The organism is Streptomyces flavochromogenes, assembly GCF_000717595.1.
Lineage (GTDB): Bacteria > Actinomycetota > Actinomycetes > Streptomycetales > Streptomycetaceae > Streptomyces > Streptomyces flavochromogenes.
Map to the genome: position 1 here is coordinate 293,643 of NZ_JNZO01000014.1, position 19,091 is coordinate 312,733.

The following is a 19,091-nucleotide window of genomic DNA, read 5'->3' on the forward strand; positions in this document are numbered from 1 at the left end:
CTCGGCCTCGTCCGGCGGCCGGCCCGCCGTCAGCGCGCTAGGTGGCGGACCGCGTGACGTACGCGTCGATGTGGGTCTGGGTGAGGGCGTTGCCCTGCGCGTCCGTCAGCTCCGCGCGCAGCGACACCGCCTTGCCGGGCCCCGGCGTCGTCACCGTGGTCCGTCCGCCGGTCACGGCCGCCCGCGTCCAGGTGGCGCCCCGGTCCGTCGACACGGACACGGTCAGCGACCGCACTCCCGCCCGCCTGGCCGCGCCCTCCACCGTCACCGCCACCCCGCTCGTGGTGTGCGGCGGGGCGGTGCCGTCGAGCGCGACGTCGGGGCCGAAGCGTACGGCGCTCAGCGGGAGGTCGGTGGCGCTGACCGTCGTGGCCGAGGTGAACGTCCACGCCGCCGTGACGCTTCCGCGCGACCGCGTCGCGCTCGCCGTCAGCCGGTAGGCGGCCCGCCCCGCCGGCACCGTGAACGAGGCGTGGCCCGGCTTCTCGCCGCGGCGGGTCGCGACCGGGGTGCCGTTGCGGTGCAGCGTGACCGTCGACGCGGTGAACAGGGGCGAGGACGGTGTGTGGCCGTCACCGTCGGCGAGCAGCGGCACCGTCAGGTCCAGGGTGTCACCGGTGCGCCGCGCGACGGGCCGGGCGTCGGGCGAGGAGTCCAGGGCCGGGCCGAAGACCGGGGTGTCGAAGGTGTGCACCGTGGTGGAGCCGGGCGTGAACGAGCGCCCGAGGACGAAGTAGTTGTTGGCGGGTCCCTCCTCCTGTTCCGGCTGCGCGCTGTACACGAGGTCCCAGGTGCCGCGCTCGGGCGTGAGGAGGAACGTCCCGGTGCCCCCCGAACGCACCGGCAGCGCCAGCGCGGGGGAGGGGCCTGCCGACGGCGAGAAGTCGACGAGGGCCGTCCCCCCGCCGGACGCGGGCACCCCCGCGCGTACCACCAGCGTGGCCAGGTCGCCGGGCGCCGGGTGCCGGACCAGACCGGTCAGCGCCCGCTCGCCGTGGAAGGCGTAGCCGAGGGCGCAGACACCGCCCGGCCGGCTCCAGTACGAGTCCACCCAGGTCCGCACGGCCCCTTGCTCGGCGGCCGGCCCGAGGTGCGCCATCCGGAGGTCCAGCGACATCGTCATCAGGTTCGCCACCCCGGTGACCCCCTCGTACGTCACCTCGGCGAACGCCCCGGTCTGCTCGAACACCGCGTCGGCGACCGGCGGCCGGATGTCCACCGGGCGCGCGATCCGGGCGTCGAGCACCAGGGTCGTGTCGCGGTCGATGTCCAGCCGGGGCCGCACCAGCCAGTCGTTCCCCGCGTTCCCCTCCCCCACCGGCCTGGTCGCGAGGGTGGAGTCGAGCATGTACCGCCCGGCGGGCACCTGGACGGTGACGGTGCTGGGCATGTCCTTCAGCTGCCTGCCGCTGCCGGCGTCGGGCCCGGACAGCGCGGTCAGCAGGGTGCGGTAATCGGTGGTCGGCGCGCCGTCGCGGCCCAGGTGAACGAGGGTCAGCGCGTACGTGTCGGAGGCGCCGCCCGTCCGCCGCCCGGCGGGTGCGGCGTGGGCCGTGGCGGCCGGCAGGCAGACCGCGGCGGCGCCCGCCGCCGTCGCGACGCCGAGCCCGCGCAGCACGGACCGGCGCGTCGCTGCCCGGGCGGAGGCGGACGGGAGGGACGGAAGGGGCGAGGGAGAGTGCTTCGAGTAGACGTTCATGATCTGCACTGGGCCCGCCCGCCCCCTCGTTCCCGTGAGCCGCATCACAGCCCCCTCGCGTCGCCGAGGAGGCGACCGCCGGCCCGCCCGTCCCGCCGCCCGGGGGCACGCGCGGACAGGGAATGGCGAACGGCGTGCCCCGTCCGTGGCCGGGCCGGGCCCCGCCCGCTCGCGGAAGGGGCCCGCGGTCGGCTTGCGGGGCGGCAGGGACCGTCGCATAGTCCGAGGTATGGACGCGCGCGAGGCGGCGCTCCGACAGGCGTACGACCATGCTGTCCGGTGGCTGTCGAGCCTGCCCGACCGCCGGATTCCCGCCCGCGCCTCGGTCGACGAGATCGTGAGCGCGCTCGGTGCCGAACTGCCTGCCGGTCCCAGCCCGCCCGCCGACGTCGTCGACCTGCTGGCCACGGCCTGCGAGCCGGGGCTCACCGCGTTCCCGAGCGGCCGCTTCTACGGGTTCGTGGTGGGCGGCACCGAGCCGGCCGCGCTGGCCGCTGACTGGCTGGTCAGCGCCTGGGACCAGAATTGCGTGATGCGCACCGTCTCGCCCGCGTACGCGGCGGCGGAGGAGATCGCCGGCGCATGGTTGCTCGATCTGCTCGGTCTCCCGGGCGACAGCTCCGTGGGCTTCACCACGGGTGCGACGATGGCGAACTTCACGTGCCTCGCCGCCGGGCGGGACACGGTCCTGCGGCGCGTCGGCTGGAACGTCACCCGCGACGGCCTCACGGGTGGCCCGCCCGTGCGTGTCGTCGCCGGCGAGTCCCGGCACATGGCCATCGACCTGGCCTTGCGCTACCTCGGGCTCGGTCGGCCCGAGCTGGTGGCGGCGGACGATCAAGGACGCATCGAGCCCGAGGCCCTGCGGAAGGCGCTGGCGGCCGGCGGACGACGCGCCACGATCGTGATCCTGCAGGCCGGCGACATCCATTCCGGCGCCTTCGATCCTTTCGCCGCGAGCATCCGTGCGGCGCGGGAGGCAGACGCCTGGGTCCATGTCGACGGCGCGTTCGGCCTGTGGGCGGCCGCATCGCCGCACCGCGCGCACCTGACGGCGGGCTGCGCGAACGCGGACTCCTGGGCGACGGACGCCCACAAGACGCTGAACGTCCCCTACGACTGCGGACTCGCGATCGTGCGCGACGCGTCCGCGGTCCGGGCGGCGATGGGCCAGCGTGGCGACTACCTCATCCAGCACGAGCAAGGCGACCCCATCGACAAGGTGCCCGAACTCTCGCGGCGCGGCAGGGCGTTCACCGTGTGGGCCGTCCTCAGGTCCCTGGGCCGATCAGGCGTGTCCGACCTCGTCGACCGCCTCTGTCGTCACGCCTCCGCGTTCGCCGCCGCCATCGCCGAGATCGACGGCGCGACCGTTCTCAACGAGGTCGCGTTCACACAGGTCTGCGCCGAGTTCGGCAGCGACGCACGCACCGAGCGGGTACTCGCCCGGCTGCTCGACGACGGCACGGCGTGGATCAGCGGCTCCACCTGGCACGGCAGGCGTGTCATGCGGATCTCGGTGAGCAACTGGTCGACCACCGACGACGATGTGGCGCGCACGCTCGACGCGATCCGGCGCGCGGCCGCGGGCGCCTGAAGACCCGAGGATGCCACGGGACGCCACGTACGGGCGGACAGCGCTTCCGCCCCCGTGTGGGAGATCGCGGCCGGCCGGCCCGAGCAACGCCTACGACGTCAGGCGTCGGTAGGCGGCCCGGGCGTGGGCGATGCGGGCCGTCACGGTTCCCGCTCCCGCAGCGGCCAGAAGGCAGACGAGGCGGCCGACCTCGTACGGCATCTCCCACGTCAGCACACCGATGGGGGCGGTGGCGAAGGCATTGAGGACGAGCCAGCACAGGAGGGCGGTCCCCGGTGCGGCGGCGAAACGCGCTCCCGTGCTGACCAGGGCGACGACAAGACAGAGGGCCACCAGGTCGAGGGTGGGGTCGCCCTGTTCCTTGAGGAGGTTGAAGGCCGTGACCAGGACGAAGGCCGTGACGGCCGTGATGGTCCAGATGATCGAGGTGGCGGCCGGGACGGGTACGGGGCGGACGCCGGAGCTGATCGGTTTCCACTCGAGCACGCAGTGCCTCCCTCGCACGGTCGCCGCCTCCTTGCGGTCGAACCGACTGATGCCGTGGTCACTGTAACCGGGACTCGAACCCGCAGCTCACACGGTGAATGGGGGGCATTCGCCCGCCAGTGGGGTCCTCATCACGCTGACTCTGGATGAGCAGCCCCCGGTGGTATGTCCCGGGGCCGAGGACCGGCCGCCCCCCGGTCCGGACATGCTCGCCTTCTACCGTTCCCACGCGACCTTCAGCGAGGGCTCTTGCCGCTGAGTCGGTGATCCTCCTCAAGCCCGTGCAGGGGCAACGGCGCGCAGTACTCCGTCCCGGTGTCCTCCGTGCTGACCGTGTACCCGCCGCCCTCCCCCTCGCGCGTGCCGACGCCGTGCTCCGGCCCGGTGCCGCTCTCCCGGATCGCCTCCGCGATCAGGGAGCCGTGATCGCCCTCAAGGCTCGTGTAGTGCTGCTTGCCGTCCAGGTCCAGGTGCGGTCGTCATGCCGCAACCGTAGCCGCGCCGGCGGCGCGCCCTCCTGGTGCTCGGCGTCTGGCCGGGTACCCCTGAGGTCCCTCTCAGCGGAAGTCCGCCGCGTGGTCCACCGCCCACTCCCGGAAGGACCGGGCCGGAGTACCCGTGATGCGCTCGACCTCGTCGTTGACCGGCTCCGGACTGTCGAGCAGCGCCGCCTGGGCCGGCAGCACGGCCTCCACCAGTTCTGCCGGGTAGCCCGCGGCCTTCATCTGCTCGACGGCCTCGTCCAGTGCGATCTCCTCGAACCGGACAGGCCGCCCGATCGCCTCACCGATCAGTGCCACCTGCCGTTCCTGCGTGCACAGTTCGAGGCCGGTGATCAGGGGGCGGGCGCCGAGCAGGGCGTCGGTCGTCAGTGCGTGAACGGCGACCGCGGCGATGTCCTCCTCGTGGATCAGCGGGCGGGCCAGCCGTGCCAGTGGCGCTCGTACGGCACCGGTGGTGCGGATCTCCTCCGCCCAGCCCAGCGTGTTGCTCGCGAACCCGGTGGGCCGCAGTGCCGTCCACTCCAGGCCCGACGCCTCGATGAGACGCTCCAGCTCGGTGTGGAACATGGTGATCGCCTCGCCCGGCTTCTCCTCGCCCCCGACCCCGGCGGACGACAGGTACACCACCCGCCGGGCGCGCTTCCCGATCGCGTCGACCACGTCCGACGCGCCCTCGGCGCTCAGGAACGGCCACACCAGGAAGACGGAGTCGACGCCTTCCAGAGCCGCGTCCAGTGACGCGGGATCAGCGAGGTCGCCGCGTACCGCCTGCACACCCTCCGGGAGGTCCGCCTCCCCTCTCACCAGCGCCCGCACGGGCACGCCCGCCGCGTGCAGTCGGGCCACCACCGCGCCGCCGACCTTTCCGGTCGCGCCGGTCACCAGGATCCTGGGCTGTGTCATCGGAACCTCCACGTCTCGCCGTTCGATGACACGACTCTCGTACATCAACCAAGGTTCAGGTCAAGCGCCGGCCGACGGAGCGCTGACCGCCGGGCCGCCGGAGGCACGTAGAGGGCGCCTACCGTCCCGTTCCAGGACCTCACGGAGCGACTCCTCAAGGCCGGAATATCCACGTGAGCGGGCCCTTTGTGCATGGTCCGCCCTCTCCGGGCGGCCAAGACCGTGGGCACATCGCGTCCCCCGCCCGGCACTCTCCCCGGAGGCCCACGTGGACCACCCGAACCCGGCAGTGCCTGCCCCCCCACACCTCACGGAGAACGGTCGTGGCCGGCCTGGCCGCCGTTCCCCTGGCCATCGGCGTGGGGGCCGGTACCGCCGCAGCCGACCCCTCCGCCGCGGCCGGCACCGAGGTCGACACCGAACTCACGCTGGTGTCACGCGATGTGAAGGTCACCGTGGGTACCCCGTTCCCTCGCGTCGTGCGGTACACGCACCGGAGCACGGGCCCGGCTGTCGCCGGGCGAATCCGACCGGAGGACAGCCGCTCGACTCGGTGTCTCCTTGCGGACAGTGGAGCGCCGGATCCAGGCCCTGATGGAGCCGGCGGGCGGTCGGTCCAGGTTTCAGCTGGGCTGCTACGCAGCCCAGAACGGCTGGCTCCCCGTCGACCACGGCACCGGCGTGGCGGACGGGTCCTGACTGCGGGGTGGCGGCCTTCCGTCACGTCGGTGGATCGCCGCCCGTAGCCCTTCGCGACAGACAGGCGCAACACACGGGCGCTCCCCGGCAGTCGACGGCCGGGGAGTCTCCTCCGCACGCGCCACGGGGGGGGACCCTCGCGTCAGCCGTCCACCCCGACCGCACGGGTGACGAGCTGCAACACCGCTTCCACCAGGTGTTCGTCCGGCAGCTGTTGCTCTCCGATCACACGGAACAGCAATGATCCCGCGACCAGCGTGGCGACGGCCTCCACATCCGTGCCGGGGCGGACATCCCCCCGGGCGATACCCCGCTCGAGGATGCGCCTGGTCTCGCCCGTCGCCCGGGCGATGTAGTCCGCGTACGCGCTCCGAACCGACCCCGTCTCGGCTGCCGAGCCGATCACACCGGCGAGCAGGCGGTCCGCTCCCGGCACCCGGTACGCCTCCATGCGAATCATCAGGATTTCTCGCAGTTCAGCACGGAAGTCCCCCCTGTCGGGGACGGACAGCGGACCGATGCGCGACTCGGCGGCCGCGAGGATCAGGTCCTGCTTGGTGGGCCACCGCCGGTACATGGCCGGCTTGCTCACCTCGGCGCGGGCGGCGACGGCGTCCATCGTGACCGCGCCCATCCCCTGCTCCGCGATCAGCTCCACGACGGCGTCGAGCACCGCACGCGTGACCCGCTCTTCCCGCGGACGGCCCGGCCCCCGCACCACGTCTCCATCCTGTTTCTCCACCATGTTCCGACCCTATGGGCTGCACCGCCCTCCACGCAGGCAGGGCCGTCCCACACCTCCGGGCATCGACGCGCCGACACAGCGGGACGAGAGTTCCCGCCGGTATCGAAATTGACGCGCGCAGACCCTTGCGGCGACCTCACGCCATATCAATACTGCCGGTAACGAATTCACGGTCACCGCGGAGGAACTCCATGACCATCAGCGTCCCCAGGCCCAAGCCCGCCCTCGACAAGCCCTTGATGCACTACGGGCGCCGAGTCCTGCACCGTACGGAGCCGGACACCCCGCAAGCCGAGTACAAGCTCGTGGGCGTCGCCGCGCTCACCCCCCACATCGGTGCGGAGATCACCGGTGTCGACCTCTCGCACCCGATCGATGCCGAACTCGCCGACGAACTGCGGCGGGCCCTGCTGGAGTGGAAGGTGATCTTCTTCCGCGGTCAGCACCGCTTCACGTCCGAACACCACCTCGCGCTCGCCGGCGTCTGGGGCCCGCCCGAGGTGAACCCCTTCTTCCCCGAGGGCGACACCGTCGGGGTCTCCCGGCTGGCCAAGGACGCCAAGGCCATCGGCAACGAGAATATCTGGCACAGCGATCACTCCTTCATGGCCGCACCCGCCCTCGGGTCGGTGCTGCGCGCCGTGGAAGTGCCGTCAGCCGGCGGCGACACCATGTGGGCGGACATGGCCGTCGCCTACGACAACCTCTCGCAGGCCATGAAGGTCAGGATCGACGGACTCACCGCGATCCACGACTGGGTACCCAGCTGGGGCGCCACCATGACCGAGGACCAGATCGCCGCACACCGGAGCACGCTCCCGCCGGTGGAACATCCCGTCGTCGTCCGCCACCCCCAGTCGGGCCGCAAGGTGCTGTACGTCAACGAGCCCTTCACCACGCGGATCGTCGGCCTCTCCGAGGCGGAGAGCCGCGAACTGCTCGACGAGCTCGTCCTGCAGGCCAGGGTGCCGGAATTCCAGGTGCGCTTCCGCTGGCAGCCGGACTCGGTCGCGATCTGGGACAACATCGCGGTCCAGCACTACGCGATCAACGACTACTACCCGCGGCGCCGCGTCATGGAGCGCATCGCGATCGCGGGAGCCCCCCTCTCCTGAATCACGCGGCCACCTCTTGTCCACCACTCCCGGAGGAACCCTGTGAACCCATCCGCCACCGTGCGTGGAGTACACGCCGAGGCTCCGTCAGCAGATCGGAAGCCCGGCGCCCGCGCCTGGATCGTGACCGGCCTGCTCGTGGCCTTCATGATGGTCAACTTCGCGGACAAGTCCGTGCTCGGCCTCGCCGCCGAGGAGATCCGCTCCGACATGGGCCTGTCCGCGACCGAGTTCGGGCTCGCCAACAGCGCGTTCTTCCTGCTGTTCTCGGTGGCCGCCGCGGCGGTGGGGGTGCTCGCCGATCGCGTACCGCCGAAATGGCTGCTGCTGACGATGGCCCTCCTCTGGTCGGTGGCCCAGACCCCGGCCGCGCTCGGCGGCGGCCTGGCGGTGCTGATCGGATCACGTGTCCTGCTCGGCGCCGCGGAAGGCCCCGCCTTCCCCGTCGCCCAACAAGCCGCGCTGTCCTGGTTCCCCAACCACCGGCGCAACCTGCCCGGGGCACTGGTCACCCTGGGCGTCACCCTGGGCGTCATCACCGCGGCTCCCGGTCTGACCTGGGTCATCCACCATCACGGCTGGCGGGCCGCCCTCTGGGTGGTAGCCGCCGTGGGAGCGGTGTGGGCGCTGCTGTGGGCCGTGCTGGGTGCCGACGGGCCGTACCGGACCGACGCCGCAGAGGCACCCCGCGCCGGCTCCCGGCCGGCAACCGACGCCGGAGCGGCGGCCAGACCCCCCTACCGACGCGTCTTCGCCACCCGTACCTGGGTCGGCACCACCACGGCGTACTTCACCAGTTACTGGGCCGTGGCACTGATGCTCATCTGGCTGCCCTCCCACCTGCGCGACGGCCTCGGGCATTCCGCCTCCGCCTCCGGCGTGCTCGTCGCCGTCCCCTGGGCGATCGGCGCCCTCGCGCTGCTCGGCCAGGCAGCTGTCACCGGATGGCTCATGCGCCGGGGGGTCGGCAGCCGCTGGGCTCGCGGCCGGGTCGGCGCGGTGCTCCTTCTCCTCGCCGCCTCCGCCTGCCTGACCGTGCCGCTCTTCGACGGTGTCGGGGCCAAGACGGCACTCCTGGTCGCGGGGTTCGGCCTCGGCGGTTCCTTCGCGACCGTCGCGGTGACCACGGTCGCCGAACTCGCCCCGCCCGTACGTCGCGGCGGCGCCCTCGGTGCGATGAACGCCGCCGTCACCACCGCCGGGCTCATCGCCCCGGCGGTGGTGGGGCACATGGTCGACACTCAGGGTGCCGCGGGCTACCAGAGCGCGGTGGTGATCTCCGGCGCGCTGCTGCTCGCGGGCGGCGTCGCGGCCTGGACCCTGATCGACCCGGCCCGTGACGCCGACGCCCTTCGCCTGAGCACCCGGGCACCTGAGCACCTGAGCACCTGAGCACCTGAGCACCTGAGCACCTGAGCGTCGGTTCCCCCCTTACACCCCAGCTGACCGAGGAGTACACCTGTGGCCGTCCCTGCCACCGACACCGCTTTGCTGGATCAATCCCTCGCCACGCTGCGCGAGAGCGCGGATTCATGGACCACGACCCCGGTCGCCGAACGGATCACGCTGCTGGAGAACATGCTGCCGCGGGTGGTCGACAGTGCCGCGGCCATGGCCGCCGCCTGCGCCCGCGCCAAGGGGTACGGGCCCGACTCCCCCTGGGCGGCCGAGGACTGGATCGGAGCGCCGTGGGCGCTCGCCCAGAACGTGAGCGCCACCCTTCATGTGCTGCGCCGGATCGCCGAAGGCAAGGACCCGGTCGACACCGGGGCCGTACAGGATTCGGCCGGCCGCACGTTCGTCGATGTCTTCCCCGCGACCGGCTGGGACCGCCTGCTGCTCAACGGGTTCACCGCCCGGGTGTGGATACGCCCGGGAACCGACGCCCAGCAGGTGCGGGACCGGGCGGCAGGCGAATACCGCGGGCGGCCCGGACGCCCGGCCGTCGCGCTGGTGCTCGGCGCCGGCAACGTCGCCTCCATCACCGCACTCGACATCCTGCACAAGCTGTACGCCGAAGGCCAGGTCGTCGTGGCCAAGATGAACCCGGTCAACGCCTACTTGCGTCCGCACTTCGAACGGATCTTCGCCGACTTCACCGACCGCGGCTGGGTGCGGTTCGTCGAAGGCGGTACGGCCGAGGGAGGCTACCTGGCCTCCCACTCCGACGTCGACGCGATCCACGTCACCGGCAGCAGCAGCACCCACGACGCGATTCTCTGGGGCACCGGCGAACGCGCCGCGCAGCGTCGCCGCGACGACACCCCACTCGTCACCAAGCCGTTCACCAGCGAGCTCGGCGGCATCAGCCCGTGCATCGTGGCACCGGGGCCCTGGAGCGAGGCGGACTTCCGCTTCCAGGCCGAACACATCGTCACCAGCAAGATGAACAACTCCGGTCACAACTGCATCGCCACCCAGATCCTGGTGCTCCCCCGCTCGTGGGACGGCACCGAGCGCCTCCTGGACGAGATCCGGAGGGTGCTGCGTGAACTTCCGCCGCGCAGCGACTACTACCCCGGCGCCGAGCGGCGTCTCGGAGCCGTCCGCGAGGCGCACCCGCAGGCCGAGTCGCACGGCGAGGCGGACTCCCGCATCCTGGTCCCCGACATCACCGACCACGATGACCTGATGATCACCGACGAGGTCTTCGGCAGCGCCCTGGGCGTGGTCCGCCTCCCGGACGCCTCCCCCGCCGAATTCCTGCGCGCCGCGGTGGAATTCGCCAATGACACCCTGCCGGGCACTCTCGGTGCGACTCTCGTGGTCCACCCCACGACCGAGAGGAAGCACCGCGCTGCGGTGGAGGCCGCCATCACGGACCTCCGCTACGGAACCCTCGGCGTCAACTGCTGGTCCGGCATGGGATTCCTGCTGGGCTACACCCCCTGGGGTGCCTATCCCGGACACTCCCCGCAGGACATCGGCAGCGGCGTCGGCTTCGTACACAACGCCTTCATGCTCGAGGACGTCGAGAAGACCGTGTTGCGCGCCCCCTTCGCGCCCGCACCGCGCGGACTGTTCACCGGCTCCCCCTCGCTGTCCCCGCGCCCGCCCCATTTCGTCACCAACCGCACGGGACTCACCACCATCGAGCGGCTCACCCACTTCACCGCTGCCCCGGGTGTGACCAAACTGCCCGCGCTCTTCGCTTCCGCGCTGCGCGGTTGAACCCCCGCCCCTACGTCTCCGAGAACGAGAGGCCCCCAGGTGAACCTCGCCGACCTCCTCAGCCGCACCGCCGGCGCCCACGGCCCCCGCGTCGCCGTCGAACTCGGCGATCGGACGCTGACCTACAGCGAACTGGACACCCTCGCCGGCCGCGTGGCCACGATGCTCGCCGCACGCGGCGTCACGCCGCGCGACCGTGTCGCCGTGATGATGCCCAACGTCCTGGAGTTTCCCGTCCTGTACTACGGCGCTCTTCGCGCGGGCACGGTCGTCGTCCCGATGAACCCGCTCCTCAAGGAGCGGGAGATCGCCCACTACCTGCGCGACTCCGGCGCTGTGCTGGTGTTCGCCCACGAGTCCGCCGCCAAGGAAATGATCGCCGGGGCCGAGGGCACCGACGCCGTGGTGCAGGTCGTGCCAGGCTCGCTCACCGAGCTGCTCTCCGACCACACGCAACCGGCGGCCACGGCGGTCGGGCGAGGAGAGGACACGGCGGTCATCCTCTACACCTCCGGAACCACCGGGGTACCCAAGGGTGCGGAACTCACCCACGCCGGCCTTCTGCGCAACGCCGAGATCACCGCACGTTCGCTGCTCCGACTCGGTCCGGAGGACACCGTGCTGGGCTGCCTGCCCCTCTTCCACGCGTTCGGTCAGTCCTGCGCGATGAACACCGCCCTCAGTGTGGGAGCCCGCCTCACGCTGCTGCCCCGCTTCGATCCCGCCCTCGCCCTGGAGACCGTCCGACAGCGGCGGATCACCGTCTTCGAGGGTGTGCCCACGATGTACGCGGCCCTCCTCGCCGCCCACGTCCAGGACCCGGACGCGTACGACACGACGTCCCTGCGACTGGGCGTGTCGGGTGGAGCGTCCCTGCCCGTGGAGGTGCTGCACGGCTTCGAGGCCGCCTTCGAATGCCCCGTTCTTGAAGGCTTCGGCATGTCGGAGACCTCCCCCGTGGCCTCCTTCAACCACCCGGACCGTCCCCGCAAGGCGGGATCGATCGGCACCCCGATCGAGGGCGTCGCGATGCGCCTGATCGATGTGGAGGACGGCGTCGGCGAGCTCTGCGTCCGCGGGCACAACGTCATGAAGGGCTACTGGGGCCGCCCGGAGGCCACCGCTGAGACCGTCCAGGACGGCTGGCTGCGCACCGGCGACCTCGCTCGCGTCGACGAGGAGGGCTACTACTACATCGTCGACCGCAAGAAGGACCTGATCATCCGCGGCGGCTACAACGTGTATCCGCGCGAAGTGGAGGAGGTCCTGTACGAGCACCCCGCCGTCGCAGAGGCGGCGGTGATCGGCCTGCCTCACCCCGCCCTCGGCGAGGAGGTGGCCGCCGCGGTGGCCCTGCGCCCCGGGGCCTCGGCGACGGCCGAGGAGCTGCGGGAGTTCGTCCGGGTGCGGATCGCCCCGTACAAGTACCCCCGCGAGGTCTGGCTGGTCGAGACGCTCCCCAAGGGGGCCACGGGCAAGATCCTCAAGCGCGAGATCGCGGCATCGCGTCCCTGAGGGCGCGCGCAGGGAACGTCCCTGGCACCGGAAGAGGCTGTCCGCCCCGGTACAGGTCGCCGGCGGTCAGGCCCCACGGACCGGCGGGGCAACGCCGAGGCGGGCCGGAAGCTCACCGTCGGTCTGGGCGCGAGACCCGGCACTGGTTCGCCGGGGAGCGGTTCAAGGACCGGACGGCGACGCTGTCGGTCTCGTACGACGACGGTGGCACCTGGCGGCAGGTGCCTCCGGCGAAGACGGCGGACGGTCGCTGGACGGCGAGGTTCACCACCCGGACCGCCCGGGTGCGTTCGTCTCGCCGCGCGCGTCGACGACGGGCACCGACGGCCTCGCCGTCGACCAGGAGATCATCCGGGCCTTCGGGCGAAGCAGTTCCGCCCCGTCCGGTGCCGAGCGGCCCCTGCTCCTTCGCGACGGGGGCCGTTCCCGGTTCCTCGACACCCGCCGGAGACCCGGCCTCGTGGCGGGTGGCCCCACCGTCATGTCTCGGCGGCGGGGTCGGGGGCGGGGGCCGCGAGGGTTTGTTCGGCCCAGAGCGTCTTGCCTCGTCCGGAGGGTCTCACGCCCCAGCGCTGGGTGAGGTGGGCGGTGATGAACAGGCCCCGGCCGTTCTCGTCCGTGTCCAGGGCGCGGCGCAGGTGCGGACTGGCGCTGCTGTCGTCGGTGACCTCGCACGCGAGCGTGCCGTCGTGGATGAGGCGCAGCTGGATCGGCCCCTTCGCGTAGCGCACGGAGTTGGTGACCAGCTCACTCACGACGAGGGCGGTGTCGTCGATGGTGTCCTGGGCCAGTCCCCATTCCGCGAGTTGGGTCACGGCCTTCCTGCGAGCCTGCCCGGCGCTCTCCGGGGTGTTGGGAAAGGTCCACGCCTTCGTCTTGGAGCCGTCGAGCGTGCGGGTGCGGGCCAGCAAGAGGTAGGCGTCGCGGAGCGGCTGCTCGGGCGCGAGAGCGTCTGCACACGTGTCGCACGCGGCCTGAAGAGAGGGCTGCGGTTCGGCGAACAGGTCGGTCAACCGGCTCAGCAGCGACTCCCGGCCACCGGCCGCGGTCAGCAGAGCGGCGTTGCAGATCAGCAGGGTGCTCCCTTCGGGCAGTACGCGTTCCGTGAGCGTGTACTCCGCGAGACCTTGCCCGAGCGGTGGCCCTGCCGCGACATCGAGCGGCTCGACGGCTCCGCCCGGATGTACCAGGACCGGTGACGGGTGTCCCGCACTCGCCACGGTGCACAGGCGGGAGACCGGATCGTAGACGAGGCAGAGGCAGGTGGCGGCCGTACCGTCGCCGACGCCGGGTGCGGCCGTGTCCGGCGGGGTGCTCGGGCGGCTGGCGAGGTCGTGAAGGCGCTGGAGGATGTCGTCCGGCGGCAGGTCGAGGTCGGCCAGCGCCTCGATCGCCGCGCGAAGCTCGCTCATCGCCGCTGGTCGTGATGTGCCGGACGTGGTGTCCCCGGCCACGAGGGCGACTCTGCATCCGGACAGGGAGATGGCATCGGACCAGCCGCCGCCGGTGCCGGCCGGCAGGTGGGTGCGGGCCAGTTCGACGGCCGTGACCACGGATGCCTGCGCCTGGGCGAAACCACCGGACAGGATGCGAGCGGCCGAGCGCTCACGGCCGTAGAGGCGAGCGTTGTCGAGGCATTGGCCCGCGTGCGTGGTGAGCTGCTGCGCGAGCCTCAGGTGCCGGTGGTCGAAGGGGGACGGTTCGCGCCAGCGGTAGAAGCAGGCCAGGCCGAGCACCACCCCTCGCGCGCGGATCGGAACCAGCAGCATGGAATGGGTGCGGGCGTCCAGGATCCTGGCATCGCGCCGACGCCGGGGGTCGAGCCATGGGGCGTCCGGGCGCAGTCGTCGGATCAGCTTGGGGGCCAGGGTGTCCAGGACGGTTCGGTAGGGCGTGCCGGGCGGGTACACGTCCACCTCGCCGACGGCGGGGACGCCCTGCTGGTCCGGTCCGGCGACCGAGCGGTATCCCACGCGTCGAATGCTCTGGTCCCGGTCGAGAGCGTCCGCGATGGGAGCCCGGCCGCCCAGGACCACGTCGTAGACGTCGACGGTCACGGTGTCGGCCAGAGCCGGGGAGACGACCTCGCAGAACTCGGCCGCCGTACGGAAGATGTCGAGCGTCGTTCCGATCCGCGCGGCCGCCTCGTTCTGCAGGCGCACCTCCGCTTCGGCGCGCACCCGGGCGGTGATGTCGGTGAGTGCGGCGGCCAGCCCCAGCACCGTGCCGTCCGCCCGCCGCAGACGGAACGCGGACACCAGAGAGACCACTTCGTCCGAGGTGGCACGACGTTCACGGAAACGGATCCGCATGTCGAGCTCGGGCTCCCCGGTCTCCAGCACCCGGTGGGCTGCCCGTTCCACCGCCGCGGGGTCGGTGATGTCGAAGGACCGAAGGATCTCCGGCAGCGTACGGCCGAGCAACTGTTCGACCGGGAACGCCCGCATCAGCCGAGTCGCCCTGCCCACCCGCACAAGCCGCAGCTCCCGGTCGTACACGTGCAGACCCACGGGTGACTGGGAGAACAACGCGTCCAGCACGGCGTCCCCCAGCCCCTCGGGAGCGAACCAGCTGTCCGGATGATCTTCACCGATCACTGTGTGAACGTCCCTTCGACGAGACGGTGGACCGCACTGCCTTCCATGCAACGCGCAGCACGCCCACCCGGCCACCGCGGTGAAGCGGCCGGGTGATGTCACCGGCCGGGCCCGGCGAGCCCGGAGGATCGAGTGACGAGCGGTCCCCGCCGCAGGACGGGCCTCTGCGACGCGGATGGCCCGATTGCTGCGTACGCTGGTGACAGGGGCTGTGCTCGGGATGAGGATCGGAAGGTCCGTGACGCCGGACATCGACCACAGCGCGTTGTTCGCCGCGACGCCGAGCCCGTATCTGGTGCTGACACCGGATCTGGTCATCGTCGATGTCAACGAGGCGTACCTGCGGGCGACCGGCCGTACCCGGGCGGATCTGATCGGACAGCAGGTGTTCGACGCGTTCCCCGACAATCCCGCCGACCCGGGCGCGGACGGGGTGAAGAACCTCAGGGCATCGCTGGGGCGGGTGCTGGCCACCGGCGAGGCGGACACGATGGCGGTGCAGAAGTACGACATCCCCGTGGTCGCGCAGCCCGGTGTGTTCGAGGAACGCTGGTGGTCGCCGGTGAACACTCCGGTCAAGAACGCGGACGGGCGGGTCGCGTGGATCATCCACCGCGTGGAGGACGTGACCGCGTTCATGCAGTCCCGCCGGTTCCGGAGCCGGGGCGATGGGCGGCGGATGACCGAGCGTGAGGAGGGGATGGAGGCCGAGCTGTACGCCCGCGCGCGGGAGCTGCAGCGGCTGAACGAGGAGCTGCGGGCCGCGCACGCCCGGGAGCGGGAGGTCGCCGTCACCTTGCAGGAGGCGATGCTGCACTCTCCCGATCTGGCCCGGCACAGCGACGTGGCGGTGCGCTACCTGCCGGCGATCGGTTCGCTGAACGTGTGCGGCGACTGGTACGACACCGTCGATCTGACCGAGGGGCGATTCACCGTCGCCGTGGGCGACGTCGTCGGGCACGGGCTGGAAGCGGCGACCGTCATGGGCATGCTCCGAAGCGCCCTGTCCGCGGCGAGTCGCGCGATGGCCGGGCCGGCCGGGGCCCTGGAAGTGCTGGGCATGTACGCCCGCTCCGTCGACGGCGCGCTCGCCGCGACCGCGGTCAGCGTGCTCGTGGACACCCGTTCCAGACTGCTCGTGTACTCCAGCGCCGGGCACCCGCCGCCGGTGCTGCTGCACAGGGACGGCACGTGCGAGCTGTTGGACCAGGCAACGGACCCGCCGCTGGGGGCCAGACCCGAGCACGTTCCCCGACCGCAGGCCGGCGCCGCCTACCGGCCGGGCGACACCCTCGTCCTCTACACCGACGGACTGATCGAACGCCGCGACGAGGACATCGACACGGGCCTGGCCCGGCTCACCACCGCCCTGAGCGACCTCGCCGGCCTCGGCCCGGCGCGGCTGGCCGACGCGCTGCTCGCCCGGCTCGGCGTCGCCGGCGGAGCCAGCGACGACATCGCCCTGGTCGTCGTCCGCGTCTGACCCCGTACAGGGCGGTCCCCGAGCGCCGGACAACGACCCGCTCCGCCCGCCCACAGCGCACGAACGGCCGCACACGGGTCGAGGCGCTGTGCCGGCCATGGCGCCTCACGGCTCCCGGGCGCACTTGTCTCCGAGCCCGGCCCGCCGGCGGTGGCAGGATCGTGCACGGTGCGGAGGCAGGAGCATGCCAACGGGGAGTCCTGTGGAGGAGGGGGTTCGCTGCGATGCTTCTGACGTGGTCGGGGATCTCGTCCCGGACACCTCTGAGGACACGGCGCCGGGGCGCCGGGAGGGGAAGAACCATGATGCGTACCGCCACCAGCAGAGCCGCCCGAGGGATCGCGGCGGCGATGCTGACCGCGCTGGCGACGGCAGGGGCGTTCACCGCCGTCGCGGGAAGCGTCACTCCGGCGAGCGGTGACGCTGTCGCCGCGGCGGGCGACTGTCTCGACCCCCAGAACGTGTGCTGGGTCAACGGCTGGCAGGAGAAGCCCGGCACCTGATCCTGTGCGGCGAGCCCGCCACGGGGGGGTGGGTCAAGCGGTCCGGGCGCCGAGCACGGCGCGCGGCCCCACCGCCATTCCAGTACCTCGTCACCGACGACCGTGGAGCACCGCCGATGCACCGCATGCAGATCCTGGGGATCACCCCTGCCGAGGAGCAGACGTACCGCCACCTGTTGAGGCATCCCGGCAGCTGCGCCGCCGAGATCGTCGCCGCGCCGTGGCACCCGCCCGGGGCCGGTACGGCCGCCGTGGGGCGCCTGAAGGCTCTGGGCGCCGTGGTCGAGAGAGACGGAGCGCTGTGGCCGGAGGAGCCGAAGGCGGTCGTGGGCCTACTGGCGGAGCGGCTGCTGGCCGAGCTGCACACCATCACCCGCAGCCTTTCGCAGGTCTACACGGTGGTGCGCTCCCTGGAGGACGAGGTGGCGGCCGCCGGCCGGCCCGAGGAGGGTGACCCGCCTCCGCCGGGCAGCCGACTGGTGGAGCGGATCACCGATCCCGCCGCGTTGCGGGCGAGGGTGGAGGCCCTCGCCCTGAGTACCTGCTCCGAGGTGCTGGTGGGTGGGCTCCGCGAGGAGGTCGACGGCCGGGTCCTACGGCTGACCTTGCCGCTGGGCCTGCGGATGCTGCGTCGCGGCGTCACCGTGCGGCTCCTGGTGTGGCAGTCGATGCTCGTGGACCCGGTGGTCGTCGCCCACCTGCGCCTGCTGGCCGACGCGGGCGCCCGAGTGCGGGTGCTGCCTTCCTCGGACAGCCCGATGGCGGTGTGCGACGGCGGGACCGCGCTGGTGCCGGTCGAGCCTTCGGACATCGCCAAGGGCGCGTTCGTCACGGCCGAACCCGGCATGGTCAGCACGGTCGTCAACCACTTCGAGCGGCTGTGGGCGGACGCCCGGGACTTCGGGGACGGCTGACGGCCGGGTCACGCCCGGCTGTCAGCCCCGCTGTCGGACCCGCTGTCAGACCCACCCTCGTTCTCGGGCCAGTAACGCCGCATGGGCGCGGTTCTCCGCACCGAGGAGCCGCATCAGCTCCGAGATGTGGCGTCGGTAGGTCCGCAGTGCGGTGCCCACCTGGCGTGCGCCGGTCTCGTCCTTGCCGACCGTGCACATCGCCCGCAGCACCTGTACTTGCAGAGGGGTCAGTTCGGGATCGCCCGACGAGTCGTCCCCCTGCCCGACCAGGTCGGTGAAGTCCTCGGCCCCCGCCCACAGACGCTCGAAGTTGTTGACGACGGTGGTGACGATCCCCTCCTCGCTCGAACAGAGGGCGCCCTTGGAGGTGTTCTTCGGGTCCACCGGCACCAGCGTGGTGTGGTGGTCGTACACGATCATCAGCTCGCTCAGGTCGTCGACCACCCGGATCCGGGCCCCGGCGGCGGTCAGTTCCTGCAGGTAGGCCCGTGTGATGTCGTCCGCCACCGCGGAGGCGCGGACCAGGTTGCGCAAGACGACGCCACGGCGCAGGCAGCGCAGGTCGAGCGGGCGGGAGTGCGTGATGTTCTCCGGGGTGAGCGCGTCGTAGGGCTCGGAGGCCAGGACCTCCGTACGGGCGAAGAACGCCAGTTCGTCCAGGCGCTCACGGATGGCCGACAGACCCATCAGCCTCTCCACCGGCGCGTGTTCGGAGTTCGGGCCCTGGTCGCGCGCGTCACGCGTCAGGGAGTCCACGATGGGTTTGAGGTCGGACAGCGTGCGGATGGTGCTGTAGAACTCCTCCAGACGCTGCTGGGCCAGCCGGTTGACCACGAGGTCCGGCTTGTGCGGCCATGCCTTGCCGTCGTCCTCGCGGATGACGTGCAGTTCCCGCAGCCGACGCACCGCGGCATTCAGAACGAAGGGTTCCTGCCGCAACAGGACGTGCACTTCTTCGAGTTCGACGCCGGGGTTGCGCAGCAGGTGCCGGTAGAGCTCCTCTTCCGCCGCAGTGAGACCAAGGACCGCCATGTGGTGCACGAGCAAGAGGCACTCCCGTGGGAGAGGACATCGGGAAGGATCCGGCCGGCGTGTGCTGCGGGAATTGTAGAAGGGCGGTGCCCGAAGGGTAAAGGTTTCCCCACGAGCCCCTGGTGACTC

The 19,091-nt window shown here is 71.9% G+C and carries 14 protein-coding genes; 8 read left to right on the forward strand and 6 right to left on the reverse strand.

Annotation, left to right across the window (positions count from 1 at the left end):
• Positions 1–37 precede the first annotated feature (37 nt).
• Positions 38–1,699: a serine protease gene (locus IF00_RS0119495; protein ID WP_158710501.1), complete on the reverse strand. Its 1,662-nt coding sequence runs from the start codon at positions 1,697–1,699 to the stop codon at positions 38–40.
• 229 nt (positions 1,700–1,928) lie between these two features.
• Here IF00_RS0119495 and IF00_RS0119500 point away from each other — a divergent pair, with 229 nt between their 5' ends.
• Positions 1,929–3,296, forward strand: a complete 1,368-nt coding sequence (locus IF00_RS0119500) for a pyridoxal phosphate-dependent decarboxylase family protein (protein WP_030319709.1) — start codon at positions 1,929–1,931, stop codon at positions 3,294–3,296.
• A gap of 90 nt (positions 3,297–3,386) precedes the next feature.
• On the opposite strand, the gene IF00_RS0119505 is transcribed toward IF00_RS0119500, so the two are convergent.
• From IF00_RS0119505 to IF00_RS0119520, 3 genes are all read right to left on the reverse strand, one after another.
• A complete protein-coding gene (locus tag IF00_RS0119505) occupies positions 3,387–3,782 on the reverse strand; it encodes a hypothetical protein (RefSeq protein WP_030319711.1) in 396 nt (131 codons plus the stop codon).
• Positions 3,783–4,339: 557 nt separating this feature from the next.
• Positions 4,340–5,188 carry an NAD(P)H-binding protein gene (locus IF00_RS0119510; protein ID WP_030319712.1) on the reverse strand — a complete coding sequence of 283 codons (849 nt, stop codon included), beginning with the start codon at positions 5,186–5,188 and terminating at the stop codon, positions 4,340–4,342.
• An 841-nt stretch (positions 5,189–6,029) separates the two neighbouring features.
• Complete coding sequence (locus tag IF00_RS0119520) at positions 6,030–6,560, reverse strand: TetR/AcrR family transcriptional regulator (protein WP_245234576.1); 531 nt, start codon at positions 6,558–6,560, stop codon at positions 6,030–6,032.
• A gap of 263 nt (positions 6,561–6,823) precedes the next feature.
• Between IF00_RS0119520 and IF00_RS0119525 the strand changes: the two genes are divergently transcribed.
• The 4 genes from IF00_RS0119525 to IF00_RS0119540 all read left to right on the forward strand — a co-directional run bounded on the left by IF00_RS0119525 (position 6,824) and on the right by IF00_RS0119540 (position 12,433).
• On the forward strand, positions 6,824–7,747 hold the full coding sequence (locus IF00_RS0119525) for a TauD/TfdA dioxygenase family protein (protein WP_030319716.1): 924 nt from the start codon (positions 6,824–6,826) through the stop codon (positions 7,745–7,747).
• Between the two features lie 42 nt (positions 7,748–7,789).
• On the forward strand, positions 7,790–9,139 hold the full coding sequence (locus IF00_RS0119530; RefSeq protein ID WP_051820450.1) for an MFS transporter: 1,350 nt from the start codon (positions 7,790–7,792) through the stop codon (positions 9,137–9,139).
• Between the two features lie 69 nt (positions 9,140–9,208).
• Positions 9,209–10,918 carry an aldehyde dehydrogenase family protein gene (locus IF00_RS0119535; RefSeq protein ID WP_030319720.1) on the forward strand — a complete coding sequence of 570 codons (1,710 nt, stop codon included), beginning with the start codon at positions 9,209–9,211 and terminating at the stop codon, positions 10,916–10,918.
• Between the two features lie 39 nt (positions 10,919–10,957).
• Positions 10,958–12,433, forward strand: a complete 1,476-nt coding sequence (locus IF00_RS0119540; protein WP_030319721.1) for a long-chain-fatty-acid--CoA ligase — start codon at positions 10,958–10,960, stop codon at positions 12,431–12,433.
• A gap of 479 nt (positions 12,434–12,912) precedes the next feature.
• Here IF00_RS0119540 and IF00_RS45720 read toward each other — a convergent pair whose 3' ends face one another.
• Entirely contained in the window at positions 12,913–15,030 is a 2,118-nt protein-coding gene (locus tag IF00_RS45720) for a SpoIIE family protein phosphatase (protein WP_051820451.1), read from the reverse strand.
• A gap of 220 nt (positions 15,031–15,250) precedes the next feature.
• Here IF00_RS45720 and IF00_RS0119550 point away from each other — a divergent pair, with 220 nt between their 5' ends.
• From IF00_RS0119550 to IF00_RS0119560, 3 genes are all read left to right on the forward strand, one after another.
• Positions 15,251–16,513 (forward strand): PP2C family protein-serine/threonine phosphatase, encoded by a 1,263-nt coding sequence (locus IF00_RS0119550; RefSeq protein ID WP_030319728.1) that lies wholly within the window; start codon positions 15,251–15,253, stop codon positions 16,511–16,513.
• A 302-nt stretch (positions 16,514–16,815) separates the two neighbouring features.
• Entirely contained in the window at positions 16,816–17,016 is a 201-nt protein-coding gene (locus tag IF00_RS0119555) for a hypothetical protein (RefSeq protein ID WP_030319730.1), read from the forward strand.
• Positions 17,017–17,132: 116 nt separating this feature from the next.
• On the forward strand, positions 17,133–17,930 hold the full coding sequence (locus IF00_RS0119560) for a hypothetical protein (RefSeq protein WP_051820453.1): 798 nt from the start codon (positions 17,133–17,135) through the stop codon (positions 17,928–17,930).
• Positions 17,931–17,975: 45 nt separating this feature from the next.
• Here IF00_RS0119560 and IF00_RS0119565 read toward each other — a convergent pair whose 3' ends face one another.
• The gene (locus tag IF00_RS0119565) at positions 17,976–18,971 is read right to left on the reverse strand and encodes a helix-turn-helix domain-containing protein (RefSeq protein ID WP_245234582.1); all 996 of its coding nucleotides are present in this window, start codon (positions 18,969–18,971) and stop codon (positions 17,976–17,978) included.
• Between the last annotated feature and the right edge of the window lie 120 nt (positions 18,972–19,091).